The organism is Serratia sp. TSA_198.1, assembly GCF_052686505.1.
The window spans coordinates 65,416-89,981 of the sequence record NZ_JBQZFP010000002.1; the positions used below are offsets into that span (position 1 = coordinate 65,416).

Below are 24,566 nucleotides of genomic sequence, written 5' to 3' on the forward strand. Positions count from 1 at the left end.
GGTGTGCATCAAAACAACACAACAAAAGGCTATATACCTGTACGTTATGTAAGACCGGAGCTAACCCCGATAGTTGAATATAATCCTGCTTATTTTTACCACCTCAGGGCAATCAGTACCACCGGGGGATTTTACCCGTCGCCTTTCAAGTCGCAACGTTGTTACCTGCACTTATTTACGTGGCCCGTCCATGGGCCATTCCCCTTCGGGGCCGCTGCAAGCAGCGTTCAAATCTGTTCCGGGCAGATTTGTCACTCCAGTGACTTACCGGAATAAGCGCCTGGGGATGAACTAACCGGGCGCCTAGCTGTGCTGTACAGGGATGTACGAATGCCGCGAGCATATGGATGCGGCTTGAGCGGCCAACTCGAAATTTATAGGGTAAATAACTCCAGGTAATGCCAAGGGATCAGCCTAAATTATGCTTCGCCACCGGTAACAGGTAACGTTCTGTTTCGGCCAGAATTTGCTCTAAACAGGCATTGTCCAACTGACGGAATACCCGTTGGACATAGGCGTCTTCGCCTTCTCCAGGAATGCGCTGATCGCCCTGCCAGGTTTGCAATAACTTGGCCCGCGCCTTGATTTGCACCTCTTCATCCCAGTCAATGCTCTGGGTTTCCGGTTGATAGCACTGGCTCAGCCACGCCCAACCGCTTTTATTCAGCAAGAGCAACGGCTGGCATAAACCACGCTGATAACCCGCCACCAGCTCAGCCAACTGCTCGCGGGCATCCTCGGCGGTTAACGCGGCAAAACGCCACGCGGCGCCTTTGCGGCCATAAATACGGCTTTCCCCCGTGCCCCCGGCGCAGCAGTATGCCAGATGTTCCAGCCACAACAGTATGCCATCAACCGCCGACAGGGTGGCCGGCCGCCAGCGCAACAGCCCATCCTCCTGTACCTGATGCAACCAGCCGCTGATATGCACCCCGGCAATGTCGATATCCAGCTCCAGACTGTGCCCTTCGCTGCGTTCGGCGCGCACCTGCTCGGCCAGTTCGCTCATCTCCTCTTGCTGTTTCTGCCAGTAAATCTCGCCGAAGGGCCCAAAAGGCAAGCCGCCGGCGGCACGCGCCCGCTGGAACAAACGGGCGGCATCCTCGCCGTCAATCAAGGTATTCAACAATTGGCTGTTGAGCTGATAGCGGCTGAGATTATCCAGGATGAAAGGCTCTTCGTCCGGCAATTCGGTTTCTTCAAGGATAAAACTGACCCCCAGCCGCAGTTGGAAGAACGCGCGGATTGGATGGCGATAGAACCGCAGCAAATCATCCAGCGAGATCTGGGTCTGCTCATCAGGCAATAGCGGTTGGTTAAACGGCGGATGCGCCGCACCGCGTTTATCAGCTGCGGGCAGCCATTCGGCGGCATAGCTTTGCGCTTCCGTGCCGGGCAAAAAATTCTCGGCGGCGAACGGCATGCGCGCGTGCCAGCTAAGCAAGTGTTTACCGACCTTCAGTGCACTGGCATCGGCGTCCAGCGCCTCATCACCCGGCAGGCAATAACTTTGCTCCAGATACTCCAGCAGTTCGGTTACCAGCACCGAAGGGTAACGCAGGCTGTTATCCTGAATGGAACGACCGATAAAGCTGATATACAGCCGCTGCTGTGCCGACAGAATCGCCTCCAGGAACAGATAGCGATCGTCGTCGCGACGGCTGCGATCGCCACGTTTTACCTGCTGTGCCATCAGATCGAAGCCCAGCGGCGGCAAAGTGCGCGGATAAACCCCGTCGTTCATGCCCAGCAGACAAACCACTTTGAACGGAATGGAACGCATCGGCATCAGCGTGCAGAAGTTGATTTGCCCGGCGAGGAAGCGTTGACTGATACGTTCCTGATCGAGACGCGCAGCCAGTTCGTCACGCAGAATAGTTAATGGCACCTCATCGGGGTAGCGCGCCGCCAGCCCGTGTTCAAACACTTTGCTCCACTGCTGCTCAATCAGCGCCAGTGCCGCCTCGGTTTCGTCGTCCGGCTCAAAGAAGGTATCAAGCAATTGGCGGCAAAGCGGCAGCCACTCCGACAGAGCGCGCGCCTCGGTCAATCGTTGCCGCCAGCGGCTGAGGGAGGCCAACAACTCGGCCAACTGCCCGGCAAGCTCCGCGACCAGGCCGCTAGACTCATCATAAGGCAGCACGCCCTGCCAATCGCCGGCATCGCTGTCCATGGCGTAGCCCAACAGCATTCGGGTAATGCCGAATTGCCAGGTATGCTGGCCGGTGGCCGGCAGATCCAGTTCACGTACGTTGTCGTCATCCAGCCCCCAGCGGATGCCGGACTCCCCAACCCAGTGGCGTAACAGGCGCAGCCCCTCCTCCTGGATAGAGAAACGCGCCGCCAGCGCCGGCACTTCCAGCAGCGCCAACACTTGTTCGGAAGTAAAACGGCTCTGCGGCAAATCCAGCAGCGAGATAAACGCCTGCAACGCCGGGTGCGACTGGCTCGCCTTGCGGTCAGAGATCGCAAACGGCAGATAGCGTTCAGGGGAGGCATTGCCGAACACCGCCTGAATATAAGGCGTGTAGCTGTCGATATCTGCCACCATCACGATGATATCGCGCGGCGTCAGCGCAGGATCTGCCGCCAGCATGGTCAACAGTTGGTCGTGTAAAACCTCCACCTCACGCTGCGGGCTGTGGCAAGCGTGCAGGCTGATAGAGCGATCCTCGGGATCGAGCCGGCGTTTGGTCGCGCTGCTCTCCAGCGTCTCCAGCGTGGTGCCGATGACGGCGCTATTTTTCAACTCCAGCATATCGTGCTGAATGGCGTGCAATAAGTTATCCGCAGGGATATCTACAAACGCAAAAATCTCCTGCGAAGATTCTATCTGCGAGAGTAAAAAGTGGTGGTCACGCCCCAACTTGCCCCATGAAGCCAACAGCGGGTTGGGCAGATCTTGTTCGCCTTCAGCATTAAACAGCGCGGCGGCATTATCGGGATCTCTGAATAAGGCATATTCCGTTTTATCCTGATAATGGCGCCGCTTGCGGCTCTGCAATTTCGCCAGGAATGACTGGCTCTGAATATCCCCCCAATAGTAGCGACACGGATTGGTGAACATCAGGTGAATATCAATATGGCGCCCCAGCGCCTGCAAGGCTTCCAGATACACCGGCGGCAACGCCGAGATACCGCAGATGAACACCCGCGGCGGTAACCCTTCCGGGCAGCGTTCCGCCTTTTCCAGCACGCTGATAAAGCGACGATACAGGTTTGCGCGATGCCATTCCGGTTGCCCCAGCTCATGGGTATATTCGACCAGCCGCGCCCACAGCGGTGCCTGCCATTGCTGGGCCTCCGCCAGCCCATCAATGCTTTCACCCTTTTGCCAGCTTTCCAGCCATTGCGGGCGATACACCAGATATTGGTCAAACAGATCCGCCACCCGGCCGGCAAGCTGATGAATTTTACGCTTGTCGCCGTCGTCGGTGAGGTAATGTTGCAGCGGGGAAAATTCCGGCCGGGTGAGAAGATCCGGCAGGAGCCACATCAGTTTCCAGGTCATGGCGTCTTTACTGAAGGCGCTCTCTTTCGGGATGCCGGGCAAAACCCGGGTGAACATGTCCCAGATGAAGGTTGCAGGCAGTGGAAAGACGATATTGGCGGCGATGCCAAACTGTTCCGCGAGCTGCATCTGTAACCACTGCGCCATACCCGGACTTTGCACCAGCACCACTTCCTGTTGAAAAGGATCGGCCAATGGCTCTCTGGCTATCAACGTGCTGGTCAGCGTTTTCAGCAAATCCAACTGATTGGAATGATAAACCCTAAACATGGGTGCTCCCTTAAAACATAATATCTGCCGGAGTACCGGCGGTGCAGTACCAGCGATTCAATTCAGCCCACTGCCGCTGAGGCGTTTGTATTCTTACCGTCAGCCGTTGGCAAGCGGCTTGCGGAGAGTTCAGCCGCATCTCGCGCTGCCACCCGGGCAGCAAGGGCAACAGTCCTGCATCCGTGCGACCGGTGGCCGCAAAGACTTCCAGTTGTTGGTGCGCCAACGACCATGCTTGCCGATACTGCCACTGGCGCTGAAAAGAGTGCAACAGCACCTGATGATACTGTAACAATCCCAGCAGCGACACCGCGAACAGCAATGCGGCAATCAGCACTTCCGGCAGGCTGAAACCCTGTTGGTGCCATAGCCCTGCTGCGGGAGCCACCCGCACGTTAATCCGCACAGTCCGTTTCCCGTTTTTCGGGGCAAAAATCCAGCCAACCGCCGATTTCCGCCCTTAGCTCAAAGGTACTGCCCGTGCCATCCGGTTTAGTCAATTGATATAATCGCAACGGCTCCCCTTCACTCATCGCCCCGTCCCCCCGCACCAGCACAATCCCCGCCTGGGCAGACAATTTGGCGCAGGCGCGCAGCTCTGCGGTTTGCTGACACCACCAGCCGTTGGCCCCTAACCTGTTGCGAGGCCAGGACTGCGCCACGCCCCAACTGAGCGCCGAAGCAGCCTGGTTGTATGCCTTCAGATAGCGCTGTTGATCGGCGGCCAGCAGCAAAGCGCTATCCAGTTGGCGGTGCTGGGCATTCAACAGCATCAGCCCCATCACCAACAGCAGCATCACTGCCGCCAACGTGCTGCCGCCACGCTGCCCTACTGCACTCATGGTAGCGAGGCCATGTTAATCGCCCAGTGCAGGCTGCGGCGTATAGCGTCATCCGCCTTCGAACGCCCGGCCAGCGACAGCATGATCCATGTTTTGCCACTGCTCCCCGCGACCGATTTGACGCTGAAAGTTTCAATGCGCACTTCGTCGTTATCCAGTAACCGCTCCCAACCCGTGCCGTGGCAGTGGGTTACGCCACGTTGCCCTTCCAGCGCCCCTTGCCGCAGCCGGTAACCAAAATATCCGGCATCTGCGCCAAGCGTCTCCCAGCGGCCGTTACGGGTGATGTCGTAAGCGACGATCACACAACTGCCCGCCGCCTCTCCCGGTGCATGGCCAATCAGTAATGCCCGCCCGCGGCAGTTACCGGCGCAGAAACCGGTGCGACGCAGATCTTTCTCAATGCCGAACGCCAACTGCCGAAGCACCGATTCCAGCCGGTAGTGCCGGCCGACATCGACACTGTGCTGCCGCAACACCGGGTAGGTTTTAGCCGCCGCCAGCATAATCAGGCTGCCGAACGTCAGCGCCAGCATCACCTCCGGCAGCGTGAAACCTCGCTCTAGGGCTGGCATGCCGTAATCCCCCGTATGCTTACGTCCTCGCTGCACAGGCGCAGCCGACCTTTGGCGGACAGCACCAGTCGCAGGCTACCGGCACCGTTATTGAGCACGATATGCCCAGCCTGCGCGTTATTGCGTAACCCATAAAATCCCATCTCCTTTTGAGTATGCTCTGCCAGCCTTACATCCCGGTAATGCGGGCTGAACAGGTCATCGCTATGCCCCTCACACCCCGACACTGGCTGATTGATCCCGATGCACCAGGGATCGCCGGTTTTAAACCACAGCAACGCCGTGCGGTTACGCCAGTTGGCGTCCGCCTGCATCCGGGTGAGAAACGCCAGCAACTGCTGAGCGGTATGTTCCAGCCGCAGGCTCTGCTGATAATGGTGCCAATGGCTGACGCCCCAGCCGGTGAGCATGCCCGCCAGGGTGATCACCACCAGCAGTTCAATCAGCGTCATGCCGCGCTGGTCTTCGGTATTGAAAATCAGGTTGTCGTTCATGGCGGCCAGTGTAATCAAAGGGGCAAAACGGGGAAGCGAGGTTTACTCAGGCTGAAGCGCTCTGCGCAACCTTTCTATGCAACAGGCAACAGGCCAAAATAAAATGCGAAGCAGAGCGCAAACAGGGCCAAGACCGAGGGAGAAAAAAGCAAGGGCGCAACCTGTGCGCCCTTGGGGATAACTTATGCGACCGATGTCAGATGGCAACCGGCGCCTTGATGGCGGGATGCGGATCGTAGCCTTCGATTTCAAAGTCTTCAAAGCGATAATCGAACAGCGAAGCCGGTTTGCGCTTGATCACCAGCTTCGGCAACGCACGCGGTTCGCGGGTTAGCTGCAACCGGGTCTGCTCCATATGATTGCTGTACAAATGGGTGTCACCGCCGGTCCAGACAAAATCACCGACCTCGAGATCGCATTGTTGCGCCATCATATGCACCAACAGCGCATAGCTGGCGATGTTGAACGGCAGGCCAAGGAACACGTCGCAGGAACGCTGATACAGCTGGCAAGAGAGTTTGCCGTCCGCTACGTAGAACTGGAAGAACGCATGGCACGGTGCCAGCGCCATCTGATCCAGCTCACCCACGTTCCAGGCTGAAACTATAATACGGCGTGAATCCGGATCCTGTTTCAGTTGTTTCAGCACATTGCTCAACTGGTCTATCTGACGCCCGTCCGCAGCGCCCCATGCGCGCCACTGCTTGCCGTACACCGGGCCAAGATCGCCATGCTCATCTGCCCACTCGTCCCAAATGCTGACGTTGTTTTCACGCAGATAAGCCACGTTGGTGTCGCCGTTCAGGAACCACAACAACTCATGGATGATGGAACGCAGGTGGCACTTCTTGGTGGTCACCAACGGGAAGCCTTCCTGCAAATTGAAACGCATCTGGTGGCCGAAAATCGACAGCGTGCCAGTGCCGGTACGGTCGGCTTTAGGGGTGCCCTCGGCGAGCACTTTGTTCATCAAATCCAGATACTGTTTCATTTTTTCCTCACGACAGTTGTTGCTGCGGGCGACGACGATACGCCCAAATCATCATAATAATACCGGCCACCACCATCGGGACGGACAGGATCTGCCCCATGCTGACAACGCCGTCGAACAGGCCAAGCTGAGCATCCGGCTGGCGGAAGGCCTCGACGATAATGCGGAATGCGCCGTAGCCAATCAGGAACAGGCCGGATACGGCCCCCATCGGCCGCGGTTTGCGGATAAACAGGTTCAGAATGATAAACAGCACCACGCCTTCCAGCAGCAGTTCATACAGCTGGGACGGGTGCCGCGGCAACACGCCGTACTGGTTCAGCAGCGGCAACAGCTGCGGATCGGCCGCGGCAATGGCGACGTCTTCGCCGCGCGAGCCGGGGAACAGCATTGCCCAAGGCGTATCTGTGGTCACGCGGCCCCACAGCTCGCCATTGATAAAGTTACCCAAACGGCCGGCGCCCAGGCCAAACGGGATCAGCGGAGCAATAAAATCGGAAACCTGGAAGAAGGTGCGCTTGGTACGGCGGGCGAACCAGAACATCACCAGGATCACACCCAGCAGACCGCCGTGGAACGACATACCACCGTCCCAGACTTTAAACAGGTAAAGCGGATTATCCAGGAACAGCGGCAGGTTGTAGAACAGCACATAACCGACGCGGCCACCGACGAACACACCGAGGAAACCGGCATACAGCAGGTTCTCCACTTCATCCTTGGTCCAGCCGCTGCCCGGTTTGTTGGCACGGCGCACCGCCAGCCACATGGCAAAAACAAAGCCAACCAGGTACATCAGGCCATACCAGTGCAAAGAAACCGGGCCGATAGAGAAAATCACCGGATCAAATTTAGGAAACGCCAGATAGCTATTGGTCATCTATCACCACAACATGTCTATTATTCTTCCCCAACCGGGGGCGGCAGGTGCCAAACGCGCTAAAACACTCTTTTTCGTTGCTTTCAACGCAGTCGAGGAGGCGGATAATAGCATAAGCTTAACCGCCTCCGGACTGGCCGACAGGGAAAAGTTCTGTAAAAAAATCAGTCTGCAGCAGCCTTTACTTGCCGCCGCGGATCAATCCGCCCATGCCGCGCCGTTCCATAAACGCCGCGACCTGGTGGCGCACTTCGGTCGTCATCTGGGCGCCCAGTACCCGCTGCGCCAGCACTTCGGCGTCAGACAGCTCAATATGCCGCAGCAGATATTTGATGCGCGCCACACTGCGCCCGTTCATGCTTAAGTTACGATAGCCCATGCCCACCAGCAGCAACGCGCCCATCGGATCCCCGGCCAGTTCACCGCACAGGCTCACCTGCAGCCCGACCGCGTTGGCCTGAACCACGATCAGCTTAAGCACTTGCAGCATTGAAGGATGCAGGCTGTCGTACAGCGCCGCAACGCGGGTATTGTTGCGATCCACCGCCAGCAGGTATTGGGTCAGGTCATTGGTGCCAACCGAAATAAACTCAACCCGTCCGGCCAGATGGGGGATCAGGAAAATCATCGACGGCACTTCCAGCATTACGCCAAGCTTGGGTTTCGGGATTTCATATCCGAGCACCTCTTCCACTTCGCGCCCTGCTCTATCGATCAACCGCCGGGCCTCGTCGATCTCTTCCAGGCTGGTGATCATCGGCAGCAGGATGCCCAGGTTGCCGGTCCCGGCATTGGCACGCAGCATCGCGCGCACCTGAATCAGGAATATTTCCGGCTGATCGAGGGTGATGCGGATACCGCGCCAACCCAGGCAGGGATTTTCCTCGCTGATCGGCATATAAGGCAGCTGCTTATCGGCGCCGATATCCAGCGTCCGCAGCGTGACCGGTTTGTTCGGATAGAGCTGCAACATGCCCTGATACTGCGCGACCTGCTCTTCTTCCGAAGGGAAGCCGCTCTGCAACATAAAAGGGATTTCGGTTCGGTACAAACCGACGCCATCGACTCGCCCGCCCAAGAGCTGCTCGTGTTCCGGGCTGAGGCCGGCGTTCAGCATCACCTGAACCCGCTCACCGCTTTTGAGCTGGGCCGGCTGCTCGACGTCGTCTTCCGCCAGTTTGCTTAACTCAAGTTCTTCGCTGATCAGCCGCTGGTATTCCTGGACCAGCACCGGTTCAGGGTCGACCAGCAGCTCGCCGCGATAACCGTCGACAATCAGCAGCCGCTGGCTGAGCAGCGCAGGCTGGATATCCGCGCCCATCACCGTCGGCACGCCCATCGCCCGCACCAAAATCGCCGCATGGGAGTTGGCGGCGCCGTCGCGTACGACCACGCCGACCAGCCTGTCCTGCGGCATTTCAGCCAACAGGGTGGCAGTCAGTTCGTCCGCCACCAGCACGAAACGCGCCGGCCACTGAGTCGCGCCCTGTGTGGTGTCGTCGAGGTGGAATAGCAGGCGCTGGCCGAGCGCGCGCAAATCGCTGGCGCGCTCGCGCATATAGGTGTCTTGCAGGCTGGCGAACTGGGCGGCAAAGACCTCGATCACCTGTTTAACCGCCCATTCCGCCACGGAACCGGCGTCAATTTCGGCAAACAGCTCGCGCTTGAGGCGGGCGTCGTTCAACAGGTGAGAATACAGATCGAAAATCGCCGCGCTCTCTTTTTGCGAGCTGGCGGCAAAGCGCTTGCTGAAACGGCGGAATTCCGCGCCCGCTTCTTCCAGCGCCTGCGTCAGGCGTTCCCGCTCGCTCACGGTATCGAGCGTCGAGGCCTTGTAAACCTGATCGAGCGACGGCTGGCTGCTGTCCTGCCAACCTTCCGCCACCGCTACGCCGGGGGATGCCGCCAGCGCTCGGATGCGGGTCTGGCGATATTGGCCAAAAATGGCGTTAAGCTGCGATTGCGAGAGGATCCCGGCCATTTGCGTAGCCAGAGTCACCATGAAGGATTCTTCGCTTTCGTCGAACTGGCGCAGCTCACGCTGCTGCACCACCAGCACCCCCAGCAGTTGGCGGCGATGAATAATCGGCACGCCCAGGAAGGATCGGAAACGATCCTCCTTCACCTGAGGTATGTATTTGAAGCTGGGGTGGCTCTGCGCATCCGCCAGGTTTATCGGCTCTGCACGGCGCCCGACCAACCCGACGATGCCTTCATCAAATGCCAGCGCGATAGCGCGCCCGCGCGGTTTTTTCAACCCGCGCGTCGCCATCAGGTAGTAGCAGCGGCGATCGTTGTCTGCCAGATAAATGGAGCAGACTTCCGTATCCATCGCCAGACAGGTTTCATTGACCAAAAGATCCAGCGCATCTGTCAGACTGGCCGCCGCGGCCACCTTCTCAACAATTTCTCGCAAGCGCGTGAGCATAGTCGGCTTAACTTAACCTCTCTTCCGGCGATAGGCGGGGGGCTGCCGCTGTGTTGCCTGCTCCTGCATCGGCATCACGGTGACGGCGAATTCTTTCATCACCCGGCGGTAAACGTCGCGTTTGAACGACACCACCTGGCGTACCGGATACCAAAAACTCACCCAGCGCCAGCCGTCAAACTCCGGCGTGCTGCTGCGTTGCATATTGATATCCGCGTCATTGCACATTAACTGCAACAAAAACCATTTCTGCTTTTGGCCGATACATACCGGCTTTGTGTCCCAACGCACCAAACGTTTTGGCAATTTATAGCGCAACCAGTTGCGGGTTGAGGCCAGGATGCGCACATCCTTTTTGCTCAGCCCCACTTCTTCGAACAGCTCACGGTACATTGCCTGTTCTGCGGTTTCGCCAGGGTTAATCCCACCTTGGGGAAACTGCCAGGAGTGTTGACCGTAACGGCGAGCCCAAAGGACCTGCCCCTGACGATTACAGATTACGATACCAACATTCGGGCGGTAGCCATCATCATCGATCACCGGACTACCTCGATAAGCTTAATTTCGCATAGATGTACTGATTGTTTCACACAAGCTACAGGCGGTAAACCACTGCTTTGCAGCGCCGTAAACCGGATAACATTGGGATAACTCACAGATAATGGCAAAGTTATAAACATGCGAGGCGATTTCACGGCAGTTTTATTCACTTTTTCTGTGGATAGGTGTGTGAAGAACTCAAGGGATAAGCTGGTACAACTCTGACGAGCCTAAAAACACCGTTAAAACCAATTCAATATTATTCCAATAAAAACAACAATATATATTATTATCAACAGGTATAAACAGGGCGGAAATGTGATCTGTGCACGGTTAGGATCTTACCCTGGCGAAAGATCCACCAACGTCGTTTTTATCCACAGATTATCCGTATGAGTTACGCACAAAACGGACAATTTCGCAAAAAAATGCCCGCGTCAAGGCTGTAAATCGAACCAGTGATCGGGAAAAATTTGGGTTATCCCATAAATCTGTGGATAAATAGGTGTAAGATCCTGTTTATTGTCGGTGGCTTCAGGTGCACAAGCGCCGGAGGGAATTTGTTTCCTGCGCGACGGAAGAAAAAAAGTCATGAAAAATCATGCTGCTATTAGTCTATTCCCGTGTCTTTTCCAGCCGATGTTCGCTGTGCACAAATGCAGTACATTTTTCAATCAAATATGACGGGCTTGCATTATGGCGTTTTTATCCCCTCTTCCCCTTCCGCCGGAAAACGAACGGCAGCTGTTTGAACGAGCACAGCAGCTTGCCGGCTTTACCCTGGGTGAACTGGCCGCGCGTGCCCAGTTGCCGATCCCCAAGGATCTGAAACGCGATAAAGGTTGGGTGGGCATGCTGCTGGAGCTGTACCTCGGCGCCATGGCGGGCAGCAAACCGGAGCAGGATTTTCCCGAACTGGGCATTGAGTTGAAAACCATCCCGATTGACGCTGCCGGCAAGCCGCTGGAGACCACCTTCGTCTGTGTAGCACCGCTTACCGGCAACAGCGGCGTTACCTGGGCCAGCAGTCATGTACGCCATAAGCTGGCGCGGGTATTGTGGATACCGGTAGAAGGCGAGCGACAAATCCCGCTGGCGCAGCGGCGCATAGGATCACCGCTACTGTGGAGCCCGAGCGCCGCTGAAGAAGAGATGCTGCGCCGGGATTGGGAGGAACTGATGGACCTGATCGTGCTCGGCCACGTGGAGCGGATCACCGCTCGTCACGGAGAGGTACTGCAACTGCGGCCCAAAGCGGCCAACAGCAAGGCGTTAACCGAGGCCATCGGCGAACAGGGCCAGCCTATCCTCACGCTGCCGCGCGGTTTTTATTTGAAAAAAAGCTTCACCGGCGCGTTATTGGCAAGACATTTCTTAATATGATCCTCTTTGTTTAAGCCATGTTTAGCTAACAGTGTCGCCGTACCAATAAACGCGTATAATTCAGCCTTTGCTTTTTATTAAGGTGTGGCTTGGCAATGTTCGATTGGATTATGGATCCCAATGCCTGGTTAGCGTTAGGTACGCTGACCATTCTTGAGATCATTCTGGGTATTGATAATATTATTTTCCTGTCTCTGGTGGTGGCCAAACTGCCGAAAGCGCAGCAGAACAAGGCTCGCCGTATCGGTCTGGCCGGCGCCATGCTGATGCGTCTGGGGCTGCTGGCTTCCATCGCCTGGGTGATCCGCCTGACCCACCCGCTGTTTACGGTGATGGACCACAGCATCTCGGCGCGCGATCTTATCCTGCTGCTCGGCGGGCTGTTCCTGATCTGGAAAGCCAGCAAAGAGATCCACGAAACTATCGAAGGGTCCGATGAAGAGCACCACACGAAAGTGAACGGCTTCTTCGGCGCCATCGTGCAGATTATGTTACTGGATATCATCTTCAGCCTGGACTCGGTGATTACGGCGGTAGGCCTGTCCGATCACCTGTTTATCATGATGGCGGCGGTGGTGATTGCGGTTGGGGTAATGATGTTTGCCGCCCGACCGATCGGCGAGTTCGTTAACCGCCATCCTTCAGTGAAAATGCTGGCGCTGGCGTTCCTGATTCTGGTGGGCTTCACGCTGATGCTGGAAAGCTTCCAGGTACATATTCCGAAAGGTTACATCTACTTTGCGATGTTCTTCTCGATGTCCGTCGAAGCGCTCAACCTGATGCGCGGCAAGAAAAACCAGGCCCCAGAGTAACCTCTACGGGAGCGTGCGAAAGCCGCTCCCGTTTGCATTTTTATCCTTCCTTCAACTCTTCTGCGTACTTTCTCTTACCAAGATAAGGACTTATCCGAAACACGAGGTATCCAGAGTTTGCTAATCTTGGAAGAAGACTCTTTTCTGCATACATACATAATTGAGGATCGGCAGGATGAAAAAGTGGGTAATGGCAGTTTCTGCGTTGGTGATCGCCGCCGGGCTGACGGGCTGCTCCAGCGATTACGTGATGGCGACCAAAGACGGCAATATGATCCTGACTCAGGGCAAACCCGAGATCGACCAGGATACCGGCCTGATCAGCTATAAAGATGAAAAAGGCAACAACCGCCAAATCAACGGCGATCAGGTTTCGCAGGTCATCGAACGTTAATCCCTCTACTATATCAAGTTACAGTCAGGCGTCTAATAACTGCGTTTAATACCGCTACACCCCAAGCTTGATACGGGTGGGGAGCATGCAGGTTAGCCGACCGTTGAGCGCATGGACGCGCGATACGAGCCTCCATGGATGGATTCACGGTGTGTCGGCGCTCTGCATGCTCCTCACCTGTAGCACGATTAGGCGCAGCTATTTAGATGTAGCTTGAAAGACGACGGGGATATCGCCTCCTCTCCGCGCGATAGCCTCCTCCCTCCGCACTGAATCCACTTCCCCCATCTTCACGGCTTGGTTTATAGTCGAGAAAGGCGATATCACCGTCTCGCAGGTGATGAGACTCCTGTTTCACCGGGCGTAAAGGCCCGTAAGCGCTAACTTGAAAGGAAGGCCGTTAATGCAATACCACCGTATTCCCCACAGTTCTTTAGAAGTGAGCGTGCTGGGACTGGGCACCATGACCTTTGGCGAACAGAACAGTGAAGCCGATGCCCATGCGCAACTCGACTATGCATTAGCCGCTGGCGTCAACCTGATCGATACCGCAGAAATGTATCCGGTACCGCCCCGCCCTGAAACCCAGGGGCTGACCGAACAGTACATTGGCAGTTGGATCAAGGCGCGTGGCAACCGTGAGAAAATAGTGCTGGCCAGCAAAATCGCCGGGCCGGTACGCGGCACCGACAGCAGCATCCGGCCGCAACAGGCGCTGGACCGCAAAAATATCCGCGCCGCGCTGGACGCAAGCCTGAAACGGCTGAACACCGATTATCTCGATCTTTATCAGTTGCACTGGCCGCAGCGCCAAACCAACTACTTCGGCAAACTCAATTATCAATACACCGACGATAAAGCCGCCGTTACCCTGTTGGAAACGCTGGAAGCGCTGACCGAACAGGTTCGCGCCGGTAAAATCCGCTATATCGGGGTATCCAATGAAACGCCGTGGGGCGTAATGCGCTACCTGCAGTTGGCTGAAAAACACGAGCTGCCGCGCATTGTCTCGATTCAAAACCCCTACAGCCTGCTGAACCGCAGCTTTGAGATCGCTCTGGCAGAGATCAGCCAGCACGAGGGCGTTGAACTGCTGGCCTATTCCAGCCTGGCGTTCGGTACCCTGAGCGGCAAGTATCTGAACGGCGCCAAGCCGGCCGGAGCGCGCAATACGCTGTTCACCCGCTTTAACCGCTATTCTGCACCGCAAACGCAACTGGCGATTGCCGAGTATGTCGCGTTAGCCAAAAAGCACGGGCTGGATCCTTCGCAGATGGCACTGGCGTTCGTACGGCAGCAGCCGTTCGTGGCCAGCACCCTGCTGGGTGCCACCACGCTGGAACAGTTGAAAACCAACATCGACAGCTTTGACTTGGTGTTGGATGAAGACGTGTTGCAGGGGTTGGAAGAGATCCATACCCGCTTTACCATTCCCGCGCCATGAATAACTCGGGGCGCAGTTTGTTGCGCCCCGACAGCTGTCCGTTGCGGTTATTTCGCGCCGCGCTGTGAAAACCACAGCGCGGTAATCGCCAGCGCAAACACCGCGCCAAAACCAATCCCCACACCGACCACCGGCACGCTCACTTTCACCGCCAGAGAGTACAGACCCAGCATGAGCAACATGGCGGTATTCTCCCCCAGGTTTTGTACTGCAATCGCATTGCCGGCGCCTACCGAACGTTTTCCTCGTTCCTGCAACAGCGCGTTCAGCGGCACCACAAAGAAGCCCCCCAGCACGCCTATCGTCAGCAGCAGCGCATAAGCATTAAACAGGGTGGTTTGCAGCGCAAAGATTGCCACCGCCACACCAATCAGGATCCCGGCCGGCATACAGCGTTTCACCGTTTCCAGCGTGACAAAGCGCGCAGCCGCCCCGGCACCAATCACAATCCCTACCGCCACCATGGCGTTCAGCAGCGTCGGCGTGGCGTTATCGGCGATGCCAAGCGCCACCGGCACCCACAGCACCAACAGAAAACGCAGCGTCACCCCGGCGCCCCAAAACAGGCTGGTGCCAATCAATGAAAAACGTGTTTGACCGTCGCGCCACAGCACAACACATGCGTTGAAGAAAGCGCGGGTCATCGCGCGCGGCGTCCAGGAAGCCGCCGGGTGCGCCGCCGGCAGGCGTGGAATGTACAGGTTGGCGATCACCGCCGCCGCATACACCAACGCGCAGACCGCCAACGCCGCCACAATGTGCCAGTCGGCCAGCACACCACCGGCAACCGAGCCAATCAGGATCGCGGCAATGGTGGAGGCCTCCATCAGGCCGTTGGCCTTGACCAACTTTTCGCCGTGCGTGATTTCACCCAAAATGCCGTACTTGGCCGGGGAATAAGCGGCGGCTCCCACGCCCACCAAGGTATAACCGAGGAAGGGATTAAGCCCGAAACAGATGACCAGCGCGCCGGCCAGCTTCAGACCATTCGCCACCATCATCACCCGCCCCTTGGCGAAACTGTCGGCGATCTGGCCGACAAAGGGCGCCAAAATGATATAGGTGGCGACAAACGCCATCTGCAAAATCGGTTGGCTCCAGTCGGGGTACAGTTGCTGCTTGATCAGCGCCAGCGTGGCGAACAGCAAAGCATTGTCGCCGAAGGCGGACAAAAACTGCGCGCAAATCACGGCAATCATGCTGCGCGAGAGCAAAGGCGAGTCGGTATTCAACGATGGGTTCATCGGGCATTCTCCGGCTGTTCGGCCATTTTACGCAGGGTTACAAAGTCCGGTTTACCACTGCCGAGTACCGGCAAGGCTTTAAGCGGACGAATATCACGCGGCACCGCCAGTTCGGGGCTCCCCAACTCGCGCGCAGCACGCAGCAAGGCTTCTCGGGTGATGCTTGCGTCTGTGGTAAACAGCACCAGCGCTTCCCCCTTGCTGCTGTCGCTTTTCACCGTGGCGGCATGCTGCCCTTCCGGCGCCACGCGCTGCGCCAGCAACTCCACGCTCTCCAGCGAGACCATTTCGCCGGCCAGCTTGGCAAAGCGCTTTACCCGGCCGCGAATGACGCAATAACCCTGATCGTCCAACGTGACGATATCACCGGTGTCGTACCAACCCGGTTGCAGATTGCCATTTTCATCTTCCGCCGCCGGCGGTTCCAGTTCTCCCGGGCGTTCCACCCGCAGATAACCTTTCATGATATTCGGGCCTTTCAACTGCAGGCGGCCACCGTTATCAATGCCCGGTACCTTCATCAGACGCGCCTCCATCGTCGGCATAATGCGGCCCACGGTGCCGACCTTCGCCGCCAGCGGAACGTTGATCGACACCACCGGCGCACATTCGGTTACGCCATAGCCTTCCAGAATGCGGATGCCGTATTTATCCTGATAAATCTGTTTGGTGCTGTCCGCCAATTTTTCCGCGCCGGCCACCACGTAACGCAAGCGGGCGAAATCATACGGATGGGCGAAGCGCGCGTAGTTATTGAGGAAGGTGGCGGTACCAAACAGCACGGTACAGTTGCGGTCATACACCAGTTCGGGCACCACGCGGTAATGCAGCGGGCTGGGGTAAAGGAAAATGCGGCTACCGGTCATCAGCGGGGTCAGCAGCCCGACCGTCAGGCCGAACGAATGGAACAGCGGCAGCGATGACATAAAACGGTCACGCGGGGTGAAATCGGCGATGGTGCGGATCTGTTCAACGTTGGCCAACAGGCTGGCGTGGGAATGCACCACGCCTTTTGGGTTACCTTCCGACCCCGAGGTAAACAGGATCAACGCGGCATCGTCCGGCTGTTGCGGCAACATGGCGTGCGCCGGCTGGAACAGGTGGCGCAGGATCCACAGCTTGTCTGCCAGGGTCAGGGTATCTTTAAGATCCTCCAGGTACACCCAGTTGGCCTCCGGCACCTGCTCCGGCAAGTGTGTCAGTTTGCCCTTTTCCAGGAACTGGCGCGAAGTGACGATGGTTTTGATGGTCGCGGCAGTCATCGCGCTTTTCAAACCGTTGGAACCGGCGGTGTAGTTGAGCATCGCCGGAATGCGATTACGCACAGAGGCGCCGAAAATCGCCGCCACGGTGATGGTGGCGTTCGGCAACAACATGCCGACATGTTCACCCTCGGCGGTAAAGCGCTGCAGGATACGGCTGACGCCCAACGATTTTTTGATCAGTTGCCGGTAGCTGTCTTCCTTGAAGGAGATGTCTTCGATGCAGGGTTTGTTGCGACCATAGCGGTGCTGAGCCGCCAGCAGGGCGCGGAACAGGGTTTGCGGCTCGCGAGTGTCCATCCGCGCCTTCATCATAATCTGCATCAGCCGGTCACCGGCCAATGCACGACGATCGCGGGCGCGCGGCGCTTCCGGCATCGGCAGAGACGTCGGCGGTAAAATACGGATGCTGATCTGCGGGAACCAGCGGATCTTGAATACGCCGGCCATGCGGCCAAAGGGGCTGAACTCGGCGCCGTCCAGCCGTACCGGTACCAGGGTCGCGCCCGATTTGGCGGCGATAAACGCGGCGCCGTCATAAACCTTCATCAGCGAACCGGTAACGGTGATACGCCCTTCAGGGAACACCACGATCGGCCGGCCCTGTTCGATCATACGCACCAGCTGTTTGATCGCCATCGGTTTGGTCGGGTCGAGATAGACCAGATCGATATAGGGTTTCAACCAACGCATAAACCAGCGATCGCCGATGCTGGCATAAACCGCAAATACCGGTTTAATCGGTAAAAACAGCGCCAGCAATATGCCGTCGAGGAAGGAGATATGATTGGGCGTAATCAATAGCTTAGGCTGTTCGAAGTGCCGGGCGTCGCCCTCAACGCGAATTCGATACAGCAGGCGGAACAGCGTGCGCAGCACGGAAAGGATCATGCCCTTCTCCCTTTAGCCAAAATGAGCGTAAACAGTTGTAGGGAAAAGAATACTATACGGCAGGCAAAAAAAAACCTACGCATCCGCGTAGGTTGGTGCAAGTGAAAATGGCTTCAACATACAGAGCATGCTGATTTCTCACCAATCAATACCTCTGGGATCACCTACTCTAGAGAGATGCCGATCAAGAAACTACCGACGAATCGCAAGAGTTCTGCTCTAAATGCAACCAGCTGTAAATTTCCCGCACTTTATGGAAATAACTCAATGAAACTTAAACAATCCTGGGGTCGGAAGGAGACAAAATCGAATCCTGCGCAGGCGGGCTGGGAGGGCGTCAGGCAAAAAAAAACCTACGCATCTGCGTAGGTTGGTGCAATTAATATGGGTTCAACACACGAGTTGTTGAAACTCACCAATCAATACCTCTGGGACGTTCAATTTACCCCGTTGCGTCGAAAGCCAGCCAGCGGGCAATCGCAACATTAGGGCGCAAAGTGTAACCAGCGGTGTAAACCCATCGCCTTTCAAGCTTCAGCGTTGTCGGCTGCACTCTGTCAGGGGAACGGGCGGATATGCGCGCCCGATTAACGTGGGCGCAGCATGCCGCGCCCCCGAGTCTGGCTGGAGATGCCCCCCCGTCGCCTGGCAGCAATGCGAGCTCCTTAAGAAGGCATCAATGTTTTACCGTACGCTTACCTCAACCAGGCAGCTCATGGCATTCGGCCCCTGCGTCAACGGCGAGGTGCCGATATCCAGCGTTAAAACGTTCGGGTTGCCGGACTGCTCCACCGCCAGGCGCTGTGCGCCAAAGCCCGGGTCGAACCAGGCGCCGGTGGCCATCAGCACCACACCACGGGTGACGCCATCAGTGATGGCTACGCCCGCCAGGCAACTGCCGCGCGCATTGCTGACCTGCACCTCGGCGCCCTCGGCAATACCGCGTATCGCCGCATCCTCCGGGTGCATATGCAACGTCTCTCGGCCCGCCGTTTTATTGCCCTGCGCCAGCGGCGCCGGGTCCATCTGGCTGTGCAGCCGGTCGCCAGGCTGGATGGAAATCAGATGTAGCGGCCACTCTTTGGCCTGCGGTGCGCCCAACCATTCAACCGGCGGCTGCCACTGCGGGTGAGGTGCAAAATCCGCATAACGGTAACCGGCGATTTTCTCGCTGAACAACTCAATTTTGCCGCTTGGGGTTTGCAATGGATTGGCCTGCGGATCGGCACGGAAATCGTCAAAGAAAACAAACTCCTTCGCCGGTGTCGGCAGTTCTACGTAGCCTTTACGCCAGAAATCCGCGAACTCCGGCCATTCGATACCGGTACCCGCCTGCGCCTGCCCGCACTGTTGATAGATAGATTCGATCCAGGCCTGTTCGTCGCGGTTTTCGGTGAATTGTTCACGGTAACCGAGCCGCTCCGCCAGATCGGCGAAAATATCAAAGTCGTTACGTGCCTGATGCTGCGGCGCTATCGCCTGGTGCATCGCCAGCACATAGCGATCGCGCGATGAACCGCCGATATCGTTGCGCTCCAGCGAGGTAGTGATCGGCAACACGATGTCCGCCATCTTCGCCGCCGACGTCCACCAGATATCCTGCACAATCACCGTATCCGGTTTTTGCCACCCTTCCACCAGCCGATTCAGCTGTTGATGGTGATGGAACGGGTTGCCGCCGGCCCAGTGAACGAGATGGATATCAGGGTAGTGCAGCGTTTCCCCTCGGAACGAGTAAGGCTCGCCAGGCTGCAGCAACATGTCGCAGATGCGCGCTACCGGGATCGCCAGCCCGCAAGGATTGGTGCCCACCGGCATCATTGGCCCCGGCGTATCCACCCGCGGGTTGCCGACGCCGTTCATTGAGCCGTGGCCAAACGAGAATCCGCCGCCCGGCAGGCCGACCTGGCCGAGCATCGCCGACAGGGCGATCATCATCCAGTACGGCTGTTCGCCGCGATGGGCGCGCTGAACCGAATAGGAGCAGGTAATAAAGCTGCGTACGCCGATCAATTGCTGCGCCAGCAGGCTGATACGTGCAGCCGGAATACCGGTGATAGCACTGGCCCATTCCGGCGTTTTCGCCACGCCGTCGTCCGTGCCGCGCAGATAATCCGCCAATTGCTCGTAACCCACACAATGGCTATAGAGGAAAGCCTCATCCTGCGCGCCCCGGCGCTGAATTTCATACGCCAGCGCCAGCATCAGCGCCACGTCGGTGTTGGGGCGGATCGGGATCCATTCTGCATTCACAAACGCCGGGCAATCATCACGCATCGGGCTGATGTTGATCACCGGGGTGCCTTTCTGCGCCAGCTTCTGCAGCCAGGGTTTGAGCGTATGCTCCGCTGCGCCGCCAGAGGATATCTGGGCATTTTTCAACGCCAGCCCGCCGAAGGCGACAAACAGCTCGCAGTGTTCGACCACGCTCGGCCAACTGGTCACGCGCCCGGTCAACGGGGTAAAGGTGCCGATAACGTACGGCAGGAAAAATTGCGCCGCGCCCCAGCTGTAATTGCCCAGTTGGTCAACGCCACCGCCGCCGCTGAAATAAAAACGCCGCACCAGCGAGCGCGCATGATGCAGTCGCCCGGCGGATGACCAGCCATAAGAGCCGGTAAACAGGCCTGAAGGGCCGTAGCGATCGCGCACGCGGCGGTTTTCTTCCGCAACCAGGTCAAGCGCAAGATCCCAGTCCACTTCAACAAAATCTTCCCGGCCACGCAGCGTGCGATCGCTGCCCTCGCGCTTCTGCAGCCAGGAACGCCTCACTGCCGGCTTGCGGATACGCTTGTCGGAATAGACCATTGGCGCGATGGAATCGAGCAGCGGGGAAGGATCCTGATCGTCGGCGAAAGGCTCACAGCGGATGAGCCTGCCGTCTTCAACCACGGCGGTATACGCCCCCCAGTGTGCGAGTTGCGGGTAACGTTTAATGGACATGAGGTTCTCGGACAATCAATAGATGCACAAAAGTAACATCAGCCGACGCGCGGTTTCAAAGCACAAATTGCTCTATCACTGTACCTTGCGAGCCTAAGCGCACATTAAATCGCTCATATCTGCAACGGCCGCCACAAGTTGCGATCACCACCGCTTGCAGCCCCGGGCTTTTTCCGCAAAACTGGGGAATGTAAGCGATTACCCAGGATGTATTACAGATATGGCTACGATAAAGGATGTTGCCAGGCTGGCGGGTGTTTCCGTGGCCACGGTGTCTCGCGTGATAAACAATTCCCCGAAAGCCAGCGAAAATTCGCGCACCGCGGTGCTGGCGGCGATGGAACAACTGCAGTACCACCCTAACGCCAACGCCCGCGCGCTGGCGCAGCAATCGACCGAAACGCTTGGGCTTATCGTGTCCGACGTTTCCGATCCCTTCTTTGGTGCCATGGTCAAGGCAGTGGAACAGGTGGCCTACGCCACCCATAACTTCCTGCTGATTGGCAACGGTTACCACGAGGCTGAAAAAGAGCGTCAGGCGATTGAACAGCTGGTACGGCACCGCTGTGCCGCGCTGGTGGTTCACGCCAAAAAACTGACCGATAACGAACTGAGCGGCTGGATGCAGCAGATACCGGGCATGGTGCTGATAAACCGCACGCTGCCGGGCTTTGAGGCACGCTGCGTGGCGCTGGACGACCGTTATGGTGCCTGGCTGGCCACCCGCCATTTGATCCAGCAGGGGCATCAACGCATTGCCATCGTCTGCTCCACCCACCAGATTTCCGACGCAGCGGACCGTTTGCAAGGCTATCTCGATGCATTACAGGAGCATGGCATTGCGGTGGATGAAAAACTGATTGCCTACGGTGAGCCGGACGAAATTGGCGGTGAACAGGCGATGACCGAGTTGCTCGGGCGCGGCAAACACTTCACCGCAGTGACCTGTTATAACGACTCAATGGCCGCCGGTGCGCTCTCGGTGTTGAGCGACAACAGTGTGGACGTACCGGCCCAAATGTCATTGATCGGTTTTGATGACGTGCTGATTTCACGCTACCTGCGGCCACGCCTGACGACCATTCGCTATCCGGTGGTGGCGATGGCGACTCAGGCTGCCGAACTGGCGCTGGCGCTGGCCAACAACCAGCCGCTGCCGGAGATCACCAACATGTTCAGCCCGACGCTGGTACGGCGCCATTCGGTCGCCAGCATCAATAACGTTTACGAGCAGAATTAAACCAGTGCCCGGTGGTACAGCCGCACCGGGCGGTCAGGGTAATCCAGCGCGTCGCCAATATAATGCCAGCCGTGGCATTCGTAATAACCGCTGAAATCGCTGTACAGATAAAGTTCGCTGAAGCCCGCTCGCCGGCTGTAGTCCTGCACGTGTTGTTGCAACCTCAGGCCAAGACCGCTGCCGCGCTGGCTTTCATCCACGTACAGCGCCGCCAGCTAAGGGGTCAGATCCTGGCGGCTGATCAGGTCACAGCGCCACAGACCGACGGTGCCCACCAGCGTCTCCCCCTGCAACGCGATAAAGGTGATCGGCAAATCCGCTCCTCGCAGGCCGCTTTCTACCACACTGGCGAAAAATGCCCGGCTGTTTTCGTTGCCGAACGCCCGCCATTGCCAGTCGACCACCTGTTGCAGGTGCTGCGGATAATCCGTCAGAGGCACAATGTTAACCATATTTCCGCTTCCTCCCGTTGCCCGATCGCAGTCTAGTGCCGTTCCGCCACCGCGTAAACCCGATGGCAAAAAGCCAGGCAGCCAAGCGCTAACCCTATGCTAGACTGAGCGTTATTTGCCGCAGCGGATGTTGAAAAGGGGTTAGCCACTGATGATCACCATGTTGGATGTTTCCCTTCGCGCTGGGGTATCTAAAGCCACGGTTTCACGCGTGCTGAATGGCACCGGCCAGGTGAAAAAAAGCACCCGCGACGCGGTATTCAAGGCGATGGACGAACTGGGTTACCGCCCGAACTTCCTCGCCCAGTCGCTGGCGAACAAAAGCTCCAACAGCATTGGGCTGGTGGTCTCCAACTTCGACGGCCCTTATTTCGGGCGTCTGCTGCGCCAGGCCGCCAAACTTATCGAGGCCAGCGGCAAGCACCTGATAGTCACCGATGGCCACGATACGCCGGAAGATGAACTGCAGGCGGTGCAGTTGTTGGCCGATCGCCGCTGCGACGCGATCATTCTTTATACCCGTTTCATGTCCGAATCGGCGTTAATGGCCTTGCTGGACAGCCTGCCGGTACCGATCATGGTGATCAATCGCGATCTGCCGCAGGCGCGTGCGCGCTGTGTTTTCTTCGAACAGCAGCAGGCCGCCTTCCATGCGGTCGATTATCTGATTCGGCAGGGGCACCGCGAGATTGCCTGCATCACCGGTCCTATCGCCACCCCCACAGCCCAGGCGCGGCTGGCGGGTTATCAACAAGCGCTTGAACATCACAAGATTGCCTTCGACGATGCCCGCGTGGCCTATGGCGACAGCAGCGTGCAAAGCGGTTATCAGGGCAGCCGCAGCCTGCTGGCCGGCGATACCGGCTTCAGTGCCCTATTCGCCTGCAACGACGATATGGCCGTCGGTGCGATGAAAGCGTTGCACGAAGCGGGCAAGCGCCTGCCGCAGGACGTCTCGTTATTCGGCTTTGACGACGAACCCAGCGCCGCCTATTTGCAACCCGCGCTATCCACCGTTTACCTGCCGATAGACGTGATGATCGAAGCGGCTATCAGCCAGGCTTTCCGCCTGATCAATGGCGAAAACCTCTCCCCGCTTTCCCCGTTCACCGGCGAACTTCGGCTGCGCGACTCCGTGGCTCCAGGCCCCTACGCCGGTTGAGATTCTTGGGCGAAAAACGCTGATTGCGCACTGCGCCGCATTTATTTTTCTGCGATTTCCCATCCCCCACCAGTCCGCATATTGTCACTACAATAACCTTTACACTATATAGCATAAAAGCTATATTCGGAGCGTGGTATGTGGCAAGTAGTAACCGTCGAACGATTCGACGATTGGTTTTTATCACTGAACGGCGATGAACAAAAAAGCCTGTTGGCAGGAATATTCAAATTGCAGGAATTCGGCCCGCTGTTGGCTCGTCCGCATGCCGACACTTTGCATTTTTCCGGCTCAATAAAGCATCTTAAAGAGCTGCGCATTCAGCACCGCGGCCGCCCGTTTCGGGTGTTTTTCGCCTTTGATCCGCAACGGCAAGCGGTATTGCTATGCGGTGGTGATAAAACAGGCGATAAACGCTTTTACCAGCGCCTGTTGCCCATCGCCGCCATGGAGTTTTCACATTATCTGGCAACCCAGAGGTAACGCATATGGCCAAGCCTTTATCAAATTTGATCGATAAACTCGATCCCACCGTCGTTGCGGCAGCCCGGCAAAAGGCGGAGAAAGAAATTTTTGAATTGCGGCTGGCGATGCTGCGGGAAGAACTTGCGGTATCTCAGGTAGAACTGGCGAAACGGCTTGGCATCAGCCAGCCGTCGGTCGCTAATCTGGAAAAGCGCGGTAGCGAAATCAAACTCTCTTCACTGAAACGCTACATTGAAGCCATGGGCGGCACGCTTTCGTTAGAGGTTGAGCTGCCCAACGGCCAGCATCGGCGGATGACACTCTAAGGCGGGCGCAGCGCGCT

20 protein-coding genes and 1 pseudogene are annotated in these 24,566 nt (G+C 57.4%); 8 read left to right on the plus strand and 13 right to left on the minus strand.

Annotated elements, in window-relative coordinates; translation table 11 throughout:
- Positions 1 to 409: 409 nt before the first annotated feature.
- The 9 genes from recC to rppH form a co-directional block, all read right to left on the minus strand.
- The gene (recC, locus tag ACUTSW_RS11705; RefSeq protein WP_445584483.1) at positions 410 to 3,781 is read right to left on the minus strand and encodes an exodeoxyribonuclease V subunit gamma; all 3,372 of its coding nucleotides are present in this window, start codon (positions 3,779 to 3,781) and stop codon (positions 410 to 412) included.
- A 10-nt stretch (positions 3,782 to 3,791) separates the two neighbouring features.
- Complete coding sequence (locus tag ACUTSW_RS11710) at positions 3,792 to 4,187, minus strand: prepilin-type N-terminal cleavage/methylation domain-containing protein (RefSeq protein ID WP_445584484.1); 396 nt, start codon at positions 4,185 to 4,187, stop codon at positions 3,792 to 3,794.
- Positions 4,177 to 4,623 (minus strand): YgdB family protein, encoded by a 447-nt coding sequence (locus ACUTSW_RS11715; protein WP_004952275.1) that lies wholly within the window; start codon positions 4,621 to 4,623, stop codon positions 4,177 to 4,179. The genes ACUTSW_RS11710 and ACUTSW_RS11715 overlap by 11 nt, the downstream gene beginning before the upstream one ends.
- Positions 4,620 to 5,198: a prepilin peptidase-dependent protein gene (locus ACUTSW_RS11720; RefSeq protein ID WP_445584485.1), complete on the minus strand. Its 579-nt coding sequence runs from the start codon at positions 5,196 to 5,198 to the stop codon at positions 4,620 to 4,622. Before ACUTSW_RS11720 ends, ACUTSW_RS11715 begins: the two co-directional genes overlap by 4 nt.
- On the minus strand, positions 5,186 to 5,692 hold the full coding sequence (locus ACUTSW_RS11725; protein WP_062868383.1) for a prepilin peptidase-dependent protein: 507 nt from the start codon (positions 5,690 to 5,692) through the stop codon (positions 5,186 to 5,188). Before ACUTSW_RS11725 ends, ACUTSW_RS11720 begins: the two co-directional genes overlap by 13 nt.
- Before the next feature lie 196 nt (positions 5,693 to 5,888).
- Complete coding sequence (gene thyA, locus ACUTSW_RS11730) at positions 5,889 to 6,683, minus strand: thymidylate synthase (RefSeq protein ID WP_004952281.1); 795 nt, start codon at positions 6,681 to 6,683, stop codon at positions 5,889 to 5,891.
- A 7-nt stretch (positions 6,684 to 6,690) separates the two neighbouring features.
- Positions 6,691 to 7,563, minus strand: coding sequence for a prolipoprotein diacylglyceryl transferase (gene lgt / locus ACUTSW_RS11735; RefSeq protein WP_004952282.1), 873 nt, complete (start codon positions 7,561 to 7,563; stop codon positions 6,691 to 6,693).
- 181 nt (positions 7,564 to 7,744) lie between these two features.
- Positions 7,745 to 9,991 carry a phosphoenolpyruvate--protein phosphotransferase gene (gene ptsP, locus ACUTSW_RS11740; protein WP_013814294.1) on the minus strand — a complete coding sequence of 749 codons (2,247 nt, stop codon included), beginning with the start codon at positions 9,989 to 9,991 and terminating at the stop codon, positions 7,745 to 7,747.
- A 12-nt stretch (positions 9,992 to 10,003) separates the two neighbouring features.
- Complete coding sequence (gene rppH / locus ACUTSW_RS11745) at positions 10,004 to 10,531, minus strand: RNA pyrophosphohydrolase (RefSeq protein WP_004952284.1); 528 nt, start codon at positions 10,529 to 10,531, stop codon at positions 10,004 to 10,006.
- 696 nt (positions 10,532 to 11,227) lie between these two features.
- On the opposite strand from rppH, the gene mutH reads away from it, so the two are divergent.
- The 4 genes from mutH (at position 11,228) to ACUTSW_RS11765 (ending at position 14,564) form a co-directional block, all read left to right on the plus strand.
- A complete protein-coding gene (gene mutH / locus ACUTSW_RS11750; protein ID WP_020439683.1) occupies positions 11,228 to 11,914 on the plus strand; it encodes a DNA mismatch repair endonuclease MutH in 687 nt (228 codons plus the stop codon).
- 95 nt (positions 11,915 to 12,009) lie between these two features.
- A complete protein-coding gene (locus ACUTSW_RS11755; protein ID WP_013814296.1) occupies positions 12,010 to 12,726 on the plus strand; it encodes a TerC family protein in 717 nt (238 codons plus the stop codon).
- 175 nt (positions 12,727 to 12,901) lie between these two features.
- Positions 12,902 to 13,120 (plus strand): YgdI/YgdR family lipoprotein, encoded by a 219-nt coding sequence (locus tag ACUTSW_RS11760; protein ID WP_004952287.1) that lies wholly within the window; start codon positions 12,902 to 12,904, stop codon positions 13,118 to 13,120.
- A gap of 403 nt (positions 13,121 to 13,523) precedes the next feature.
- Positions 13,524 to 14,564 carry an NADP(H)-dependent aldo-keto reductase gene (locus tag ACUTSW_RS11765; RefSeq protein WP_445584486.1) on the plus strand — a complete coding sequence of 347 codons (1,041 nt, stop codon included), beginning with the start codon at positions 13,524 to 13,526 and terminating at the stop codon, positions 14,562 to 14,564.
- Between the two features lie 47 nt (positions 14,565 to 14,611).
- Here ACUTSW_RS11765 and lplT read toward each other — a convergent pair whose 3' ends face one another.
- From lplT to ACUTSW_RS11780, 3 genes are all read right to left on the minus strand, one after another.
- Complete coding sequence (gene lplT / locus ACUTSW_RS11770; protein WP_004952291.1) at positions 14,612 to 15,808, minus strand: lysophospholipid transporter LplT; 1,197 nt, start codon at positions 15,806 to 15,808, stop codon at positions 14,612 to 14,614.
- Positions 15,805 to 17,961 (minus strand): bifunctional acyl-ACP--phospholipid O-acyltransferase/long-chain-fatty-acid--ACP ligase, encoded by a 2,157-nt coding sequence (gene aas, locus ACUTSW_RS11775; RefSeq protein WP_445584487.1) that lies wholly within the window; start codon positions 17,959 to 17,961, stop codon positions 15,805 to 15,807. Before aas ends, lplT begins: the two co-directional genes overlap by 4 nt.
- Before the next feature lie 684 nt (positions 17,962 to 18,645).
- A complete protein-coding gene (locus tag ACUTSW_RS11780) occupies positions 18,646 to 20,904 on the minus strand; it encodes a molybdopterin guanine dinucleotide-containing S/N-oxide reductase (RefSeq protein ID WP_445584488.1) in 2,259 nt (752 codons plus the stop codon).
- A 220-nt stretch (positions 20,905 to 21,124) separates the two neighbouring features.
- Here ACUTSW_RS11780 and galR point away from each other — a divergent pair, with 220 nt between their 5' ends.
- The gene (gene galR, locus ACUTSW_RS11785; RefSeq protein WP_062868388.1) at positions 21,125 to 22,144 is read left to right on the plus strand and encodes an HTH-type transcriptional regulator GalR; all 1,020 of its coding nucleotides are present in this window, start codon (positions 21,125 to 21,127) and stop codon (positions 22,142 to 22,144) included.
- On the opposite strand, the pseudogene ACUTSW_RS11790 reads toward galR, so the two are convergent.
- Positions 22,141 to 22,596, minus strand: a pseudogene (locus tag ACUTSW_RS11790) (GNAT family N-acetyltransferase). The gene galR and the pseudogene ACUTSW_RS11790 sit on opposite strands and share 4 nt — an antisense overlap.
- 151 nt (positions 22,597 to 22,747) lie before the next feature.
- Between ACUTSW_RS11790 and ACUTSW_RS11795 the strand changes: the two are divergent.
- The 3 genes from ACUTSW_RS11795 (at position 22,748) to ACUTSW_RS11805 (ending at position 24,549) form a co-directional block, all read left to right on the plus strand.
- Complete coding sequence (locus tag ACUTSW_RS11795) at positions 22,748 to 23,758, plus strand: LacI family DNA-binding transcriptional regulator (protein WP_197912367.1); 1,011 nt, start codon at positions 22,748 to 22,750, stop codon at positions 23,756 to 23,758.
- A 138-nt stretch (positions 23,759 to 23,896) separates the two neighbouring features.
- The gene (locus ACUTSW_RS11800; RefSeq protein WP_062868391.1) at positions 23,897 to 24,241 is read left to right on the plus strand and encodes a type II toxin-antitoxin system RelE/ParE family toxin; all 345 of its coding nucleotides are present in this window, start codon (positions 23,897 to 23,899) and stop codon (positions 24,239 to 24,241) included.
- Between the two features lie 5 nt (positions 24,242 to 24,246).
- Complete coding sequence (locus tag ACUTSW_RS11805; protein ID WP_063200237.1) at positions 24,247 to 24,549, plus strand: helix-turn-helix domain-containing protein; 303 nt, start codon at positions 24,247 to 24,249, stop codon at positions 24,547 to 24,549.
- The last annotated feature ends 17 nt before the right edge of the window (positions 24,550 to 24,566 follow it).

What these genes read in the sequence shown, in the direction of transcription:
- recC (WP_445584483.1), bottom strand. Translation starts at nt 3,781, where the DNA reads ATGTTTAGGGTTTATCATTCCAATCAGTTGGATTTGCTGAAAACGCTG.
- ACUTSW_RS11715 (WP_004952275.1), bottom strand. Translation starts at nt 4,623, where the DNA reads ATGAGTGCAGTAGGGCAGCGTGGCGGCAGCACGTTGGCGGCAGTGATG.
- ACUTSW_RS11720 (WP_445584485.1), bottom strand. Translation starts at nt 5,198, where the DNA reads ATGCCAGCCCTAGAGCGAGGTTTCACGCTGCCGGAGGTGATGCTGGCG.
- ACUTSW_RS11725 (WP_062868383.1), bottom strand. Translation starts at nt 5,692, where the DNA reads ATGAACGACAACCTGATTTTCAATACCGAAGACCAGCGCGGCATGACG.
- thyA (WP_004952281.1), bottom strand. Translation starts at nt 6,683, where the DNA reads ATGAAACAGTATCTGGATTTGATGAACAAAGTGCTCGCCGAGGGCACC.
- lgt (WP_004952282.1), bottom strand. Translation starts at nt 7,563, where the DNA reads ATGACCAATAGCTATCTGGCGTTTCCTAAATTTGATCCGGTGATTTTC.
- ptsP (WP_013814294.1), bottom strand. Translation starts at nt 9,991, where the DNA reads ATGCTCACGCGCTTGCGAGAAATTGTTGAGAAGGTGGCCGCGGCGGCC.
- mutH (WP_020439683.1), top strand. Translation starts at nt 11,228, where the DNA reads ATGGCGTTTTTATCCCCTCTTCCCCTTCCGCCGGAAAACGAACGGCAG.
- ACUTSW_RS11755 (WP_013814296.1), top strand. Translation starts at nt 12,010, where the DNA reads ATGTTCGATTGGATTATGGATCCCAATGCCTGGTTAGCGTTAGGTACG.
- ACUTSW_RS11760 (WP_004952287.1), top strand. Translation starts at nt 12,902, where the DNA reads ATGAAAAAGTGGGTAATGGCAGTTTCTGCGTTGGTGATCGCCGCCGGG.
- ACUTSW_RS11765 (WP_445584486.1), top strand. Translation starts at nt 13,524, where the DNA reads ATGCAATACCACCGTATTCCCCACAGTTCTTTAGAAGTGAGCGTGCTG.
- lplT (WP_004952291.1), bottom strand. Translation starts at nt 15,808, where the DNA reads ATGAACCCATCGTTGAATACCGACTCGCCTTTGCTCTCGCGCAGCATG.
- aas (WP_445584487.1), bottom strand. Translation starts at nt 17,961, where the DNA reads ATGATCCTTTCCGTGCTGCGCACGCTGTTCCGCCTGCTGTATCGAATT.
- ACUTSW_RS11780 (WP_445584488.1), bottom strand. Translation starts at nt 20,904, where the DNA reads ATGTCCATTAAACGTTACCCGCAACTCGCACACTGGGGGGCGTATACC.
- galR (WP_062868388.1), top strand. Translation starts at nt 21,125, where the DNA reads ATGGCTACGATAAAGGATGTTGCCAGGCTGGCGGGTGTTTCCGTGGCC.
- ACUTSW_RS11795 (WP_197912367.1), top strand. Translation starts at nt 22,748, where the DNA reads ATGATCACCATGTTGGATGTTTCCCTTCGCGCTGGGGTATCTAAAGCC.
- ACUTSW_RS11800 (WP_062868391.1), top strand. Translation starts at nt 23,897, where the DNA reads ATGTGGCAAGTAGTAACCGTCGAACGATTCGACGATTGGTTTTTATCA.
- ACUTSW_RS11805 (WP_063200237.1), top strand. Translation starts at nt 24,247, where the DNA reads ATGGCCAAGCCTTTATCAAATTTGATCGATAAACTCGATCCCACCGTC.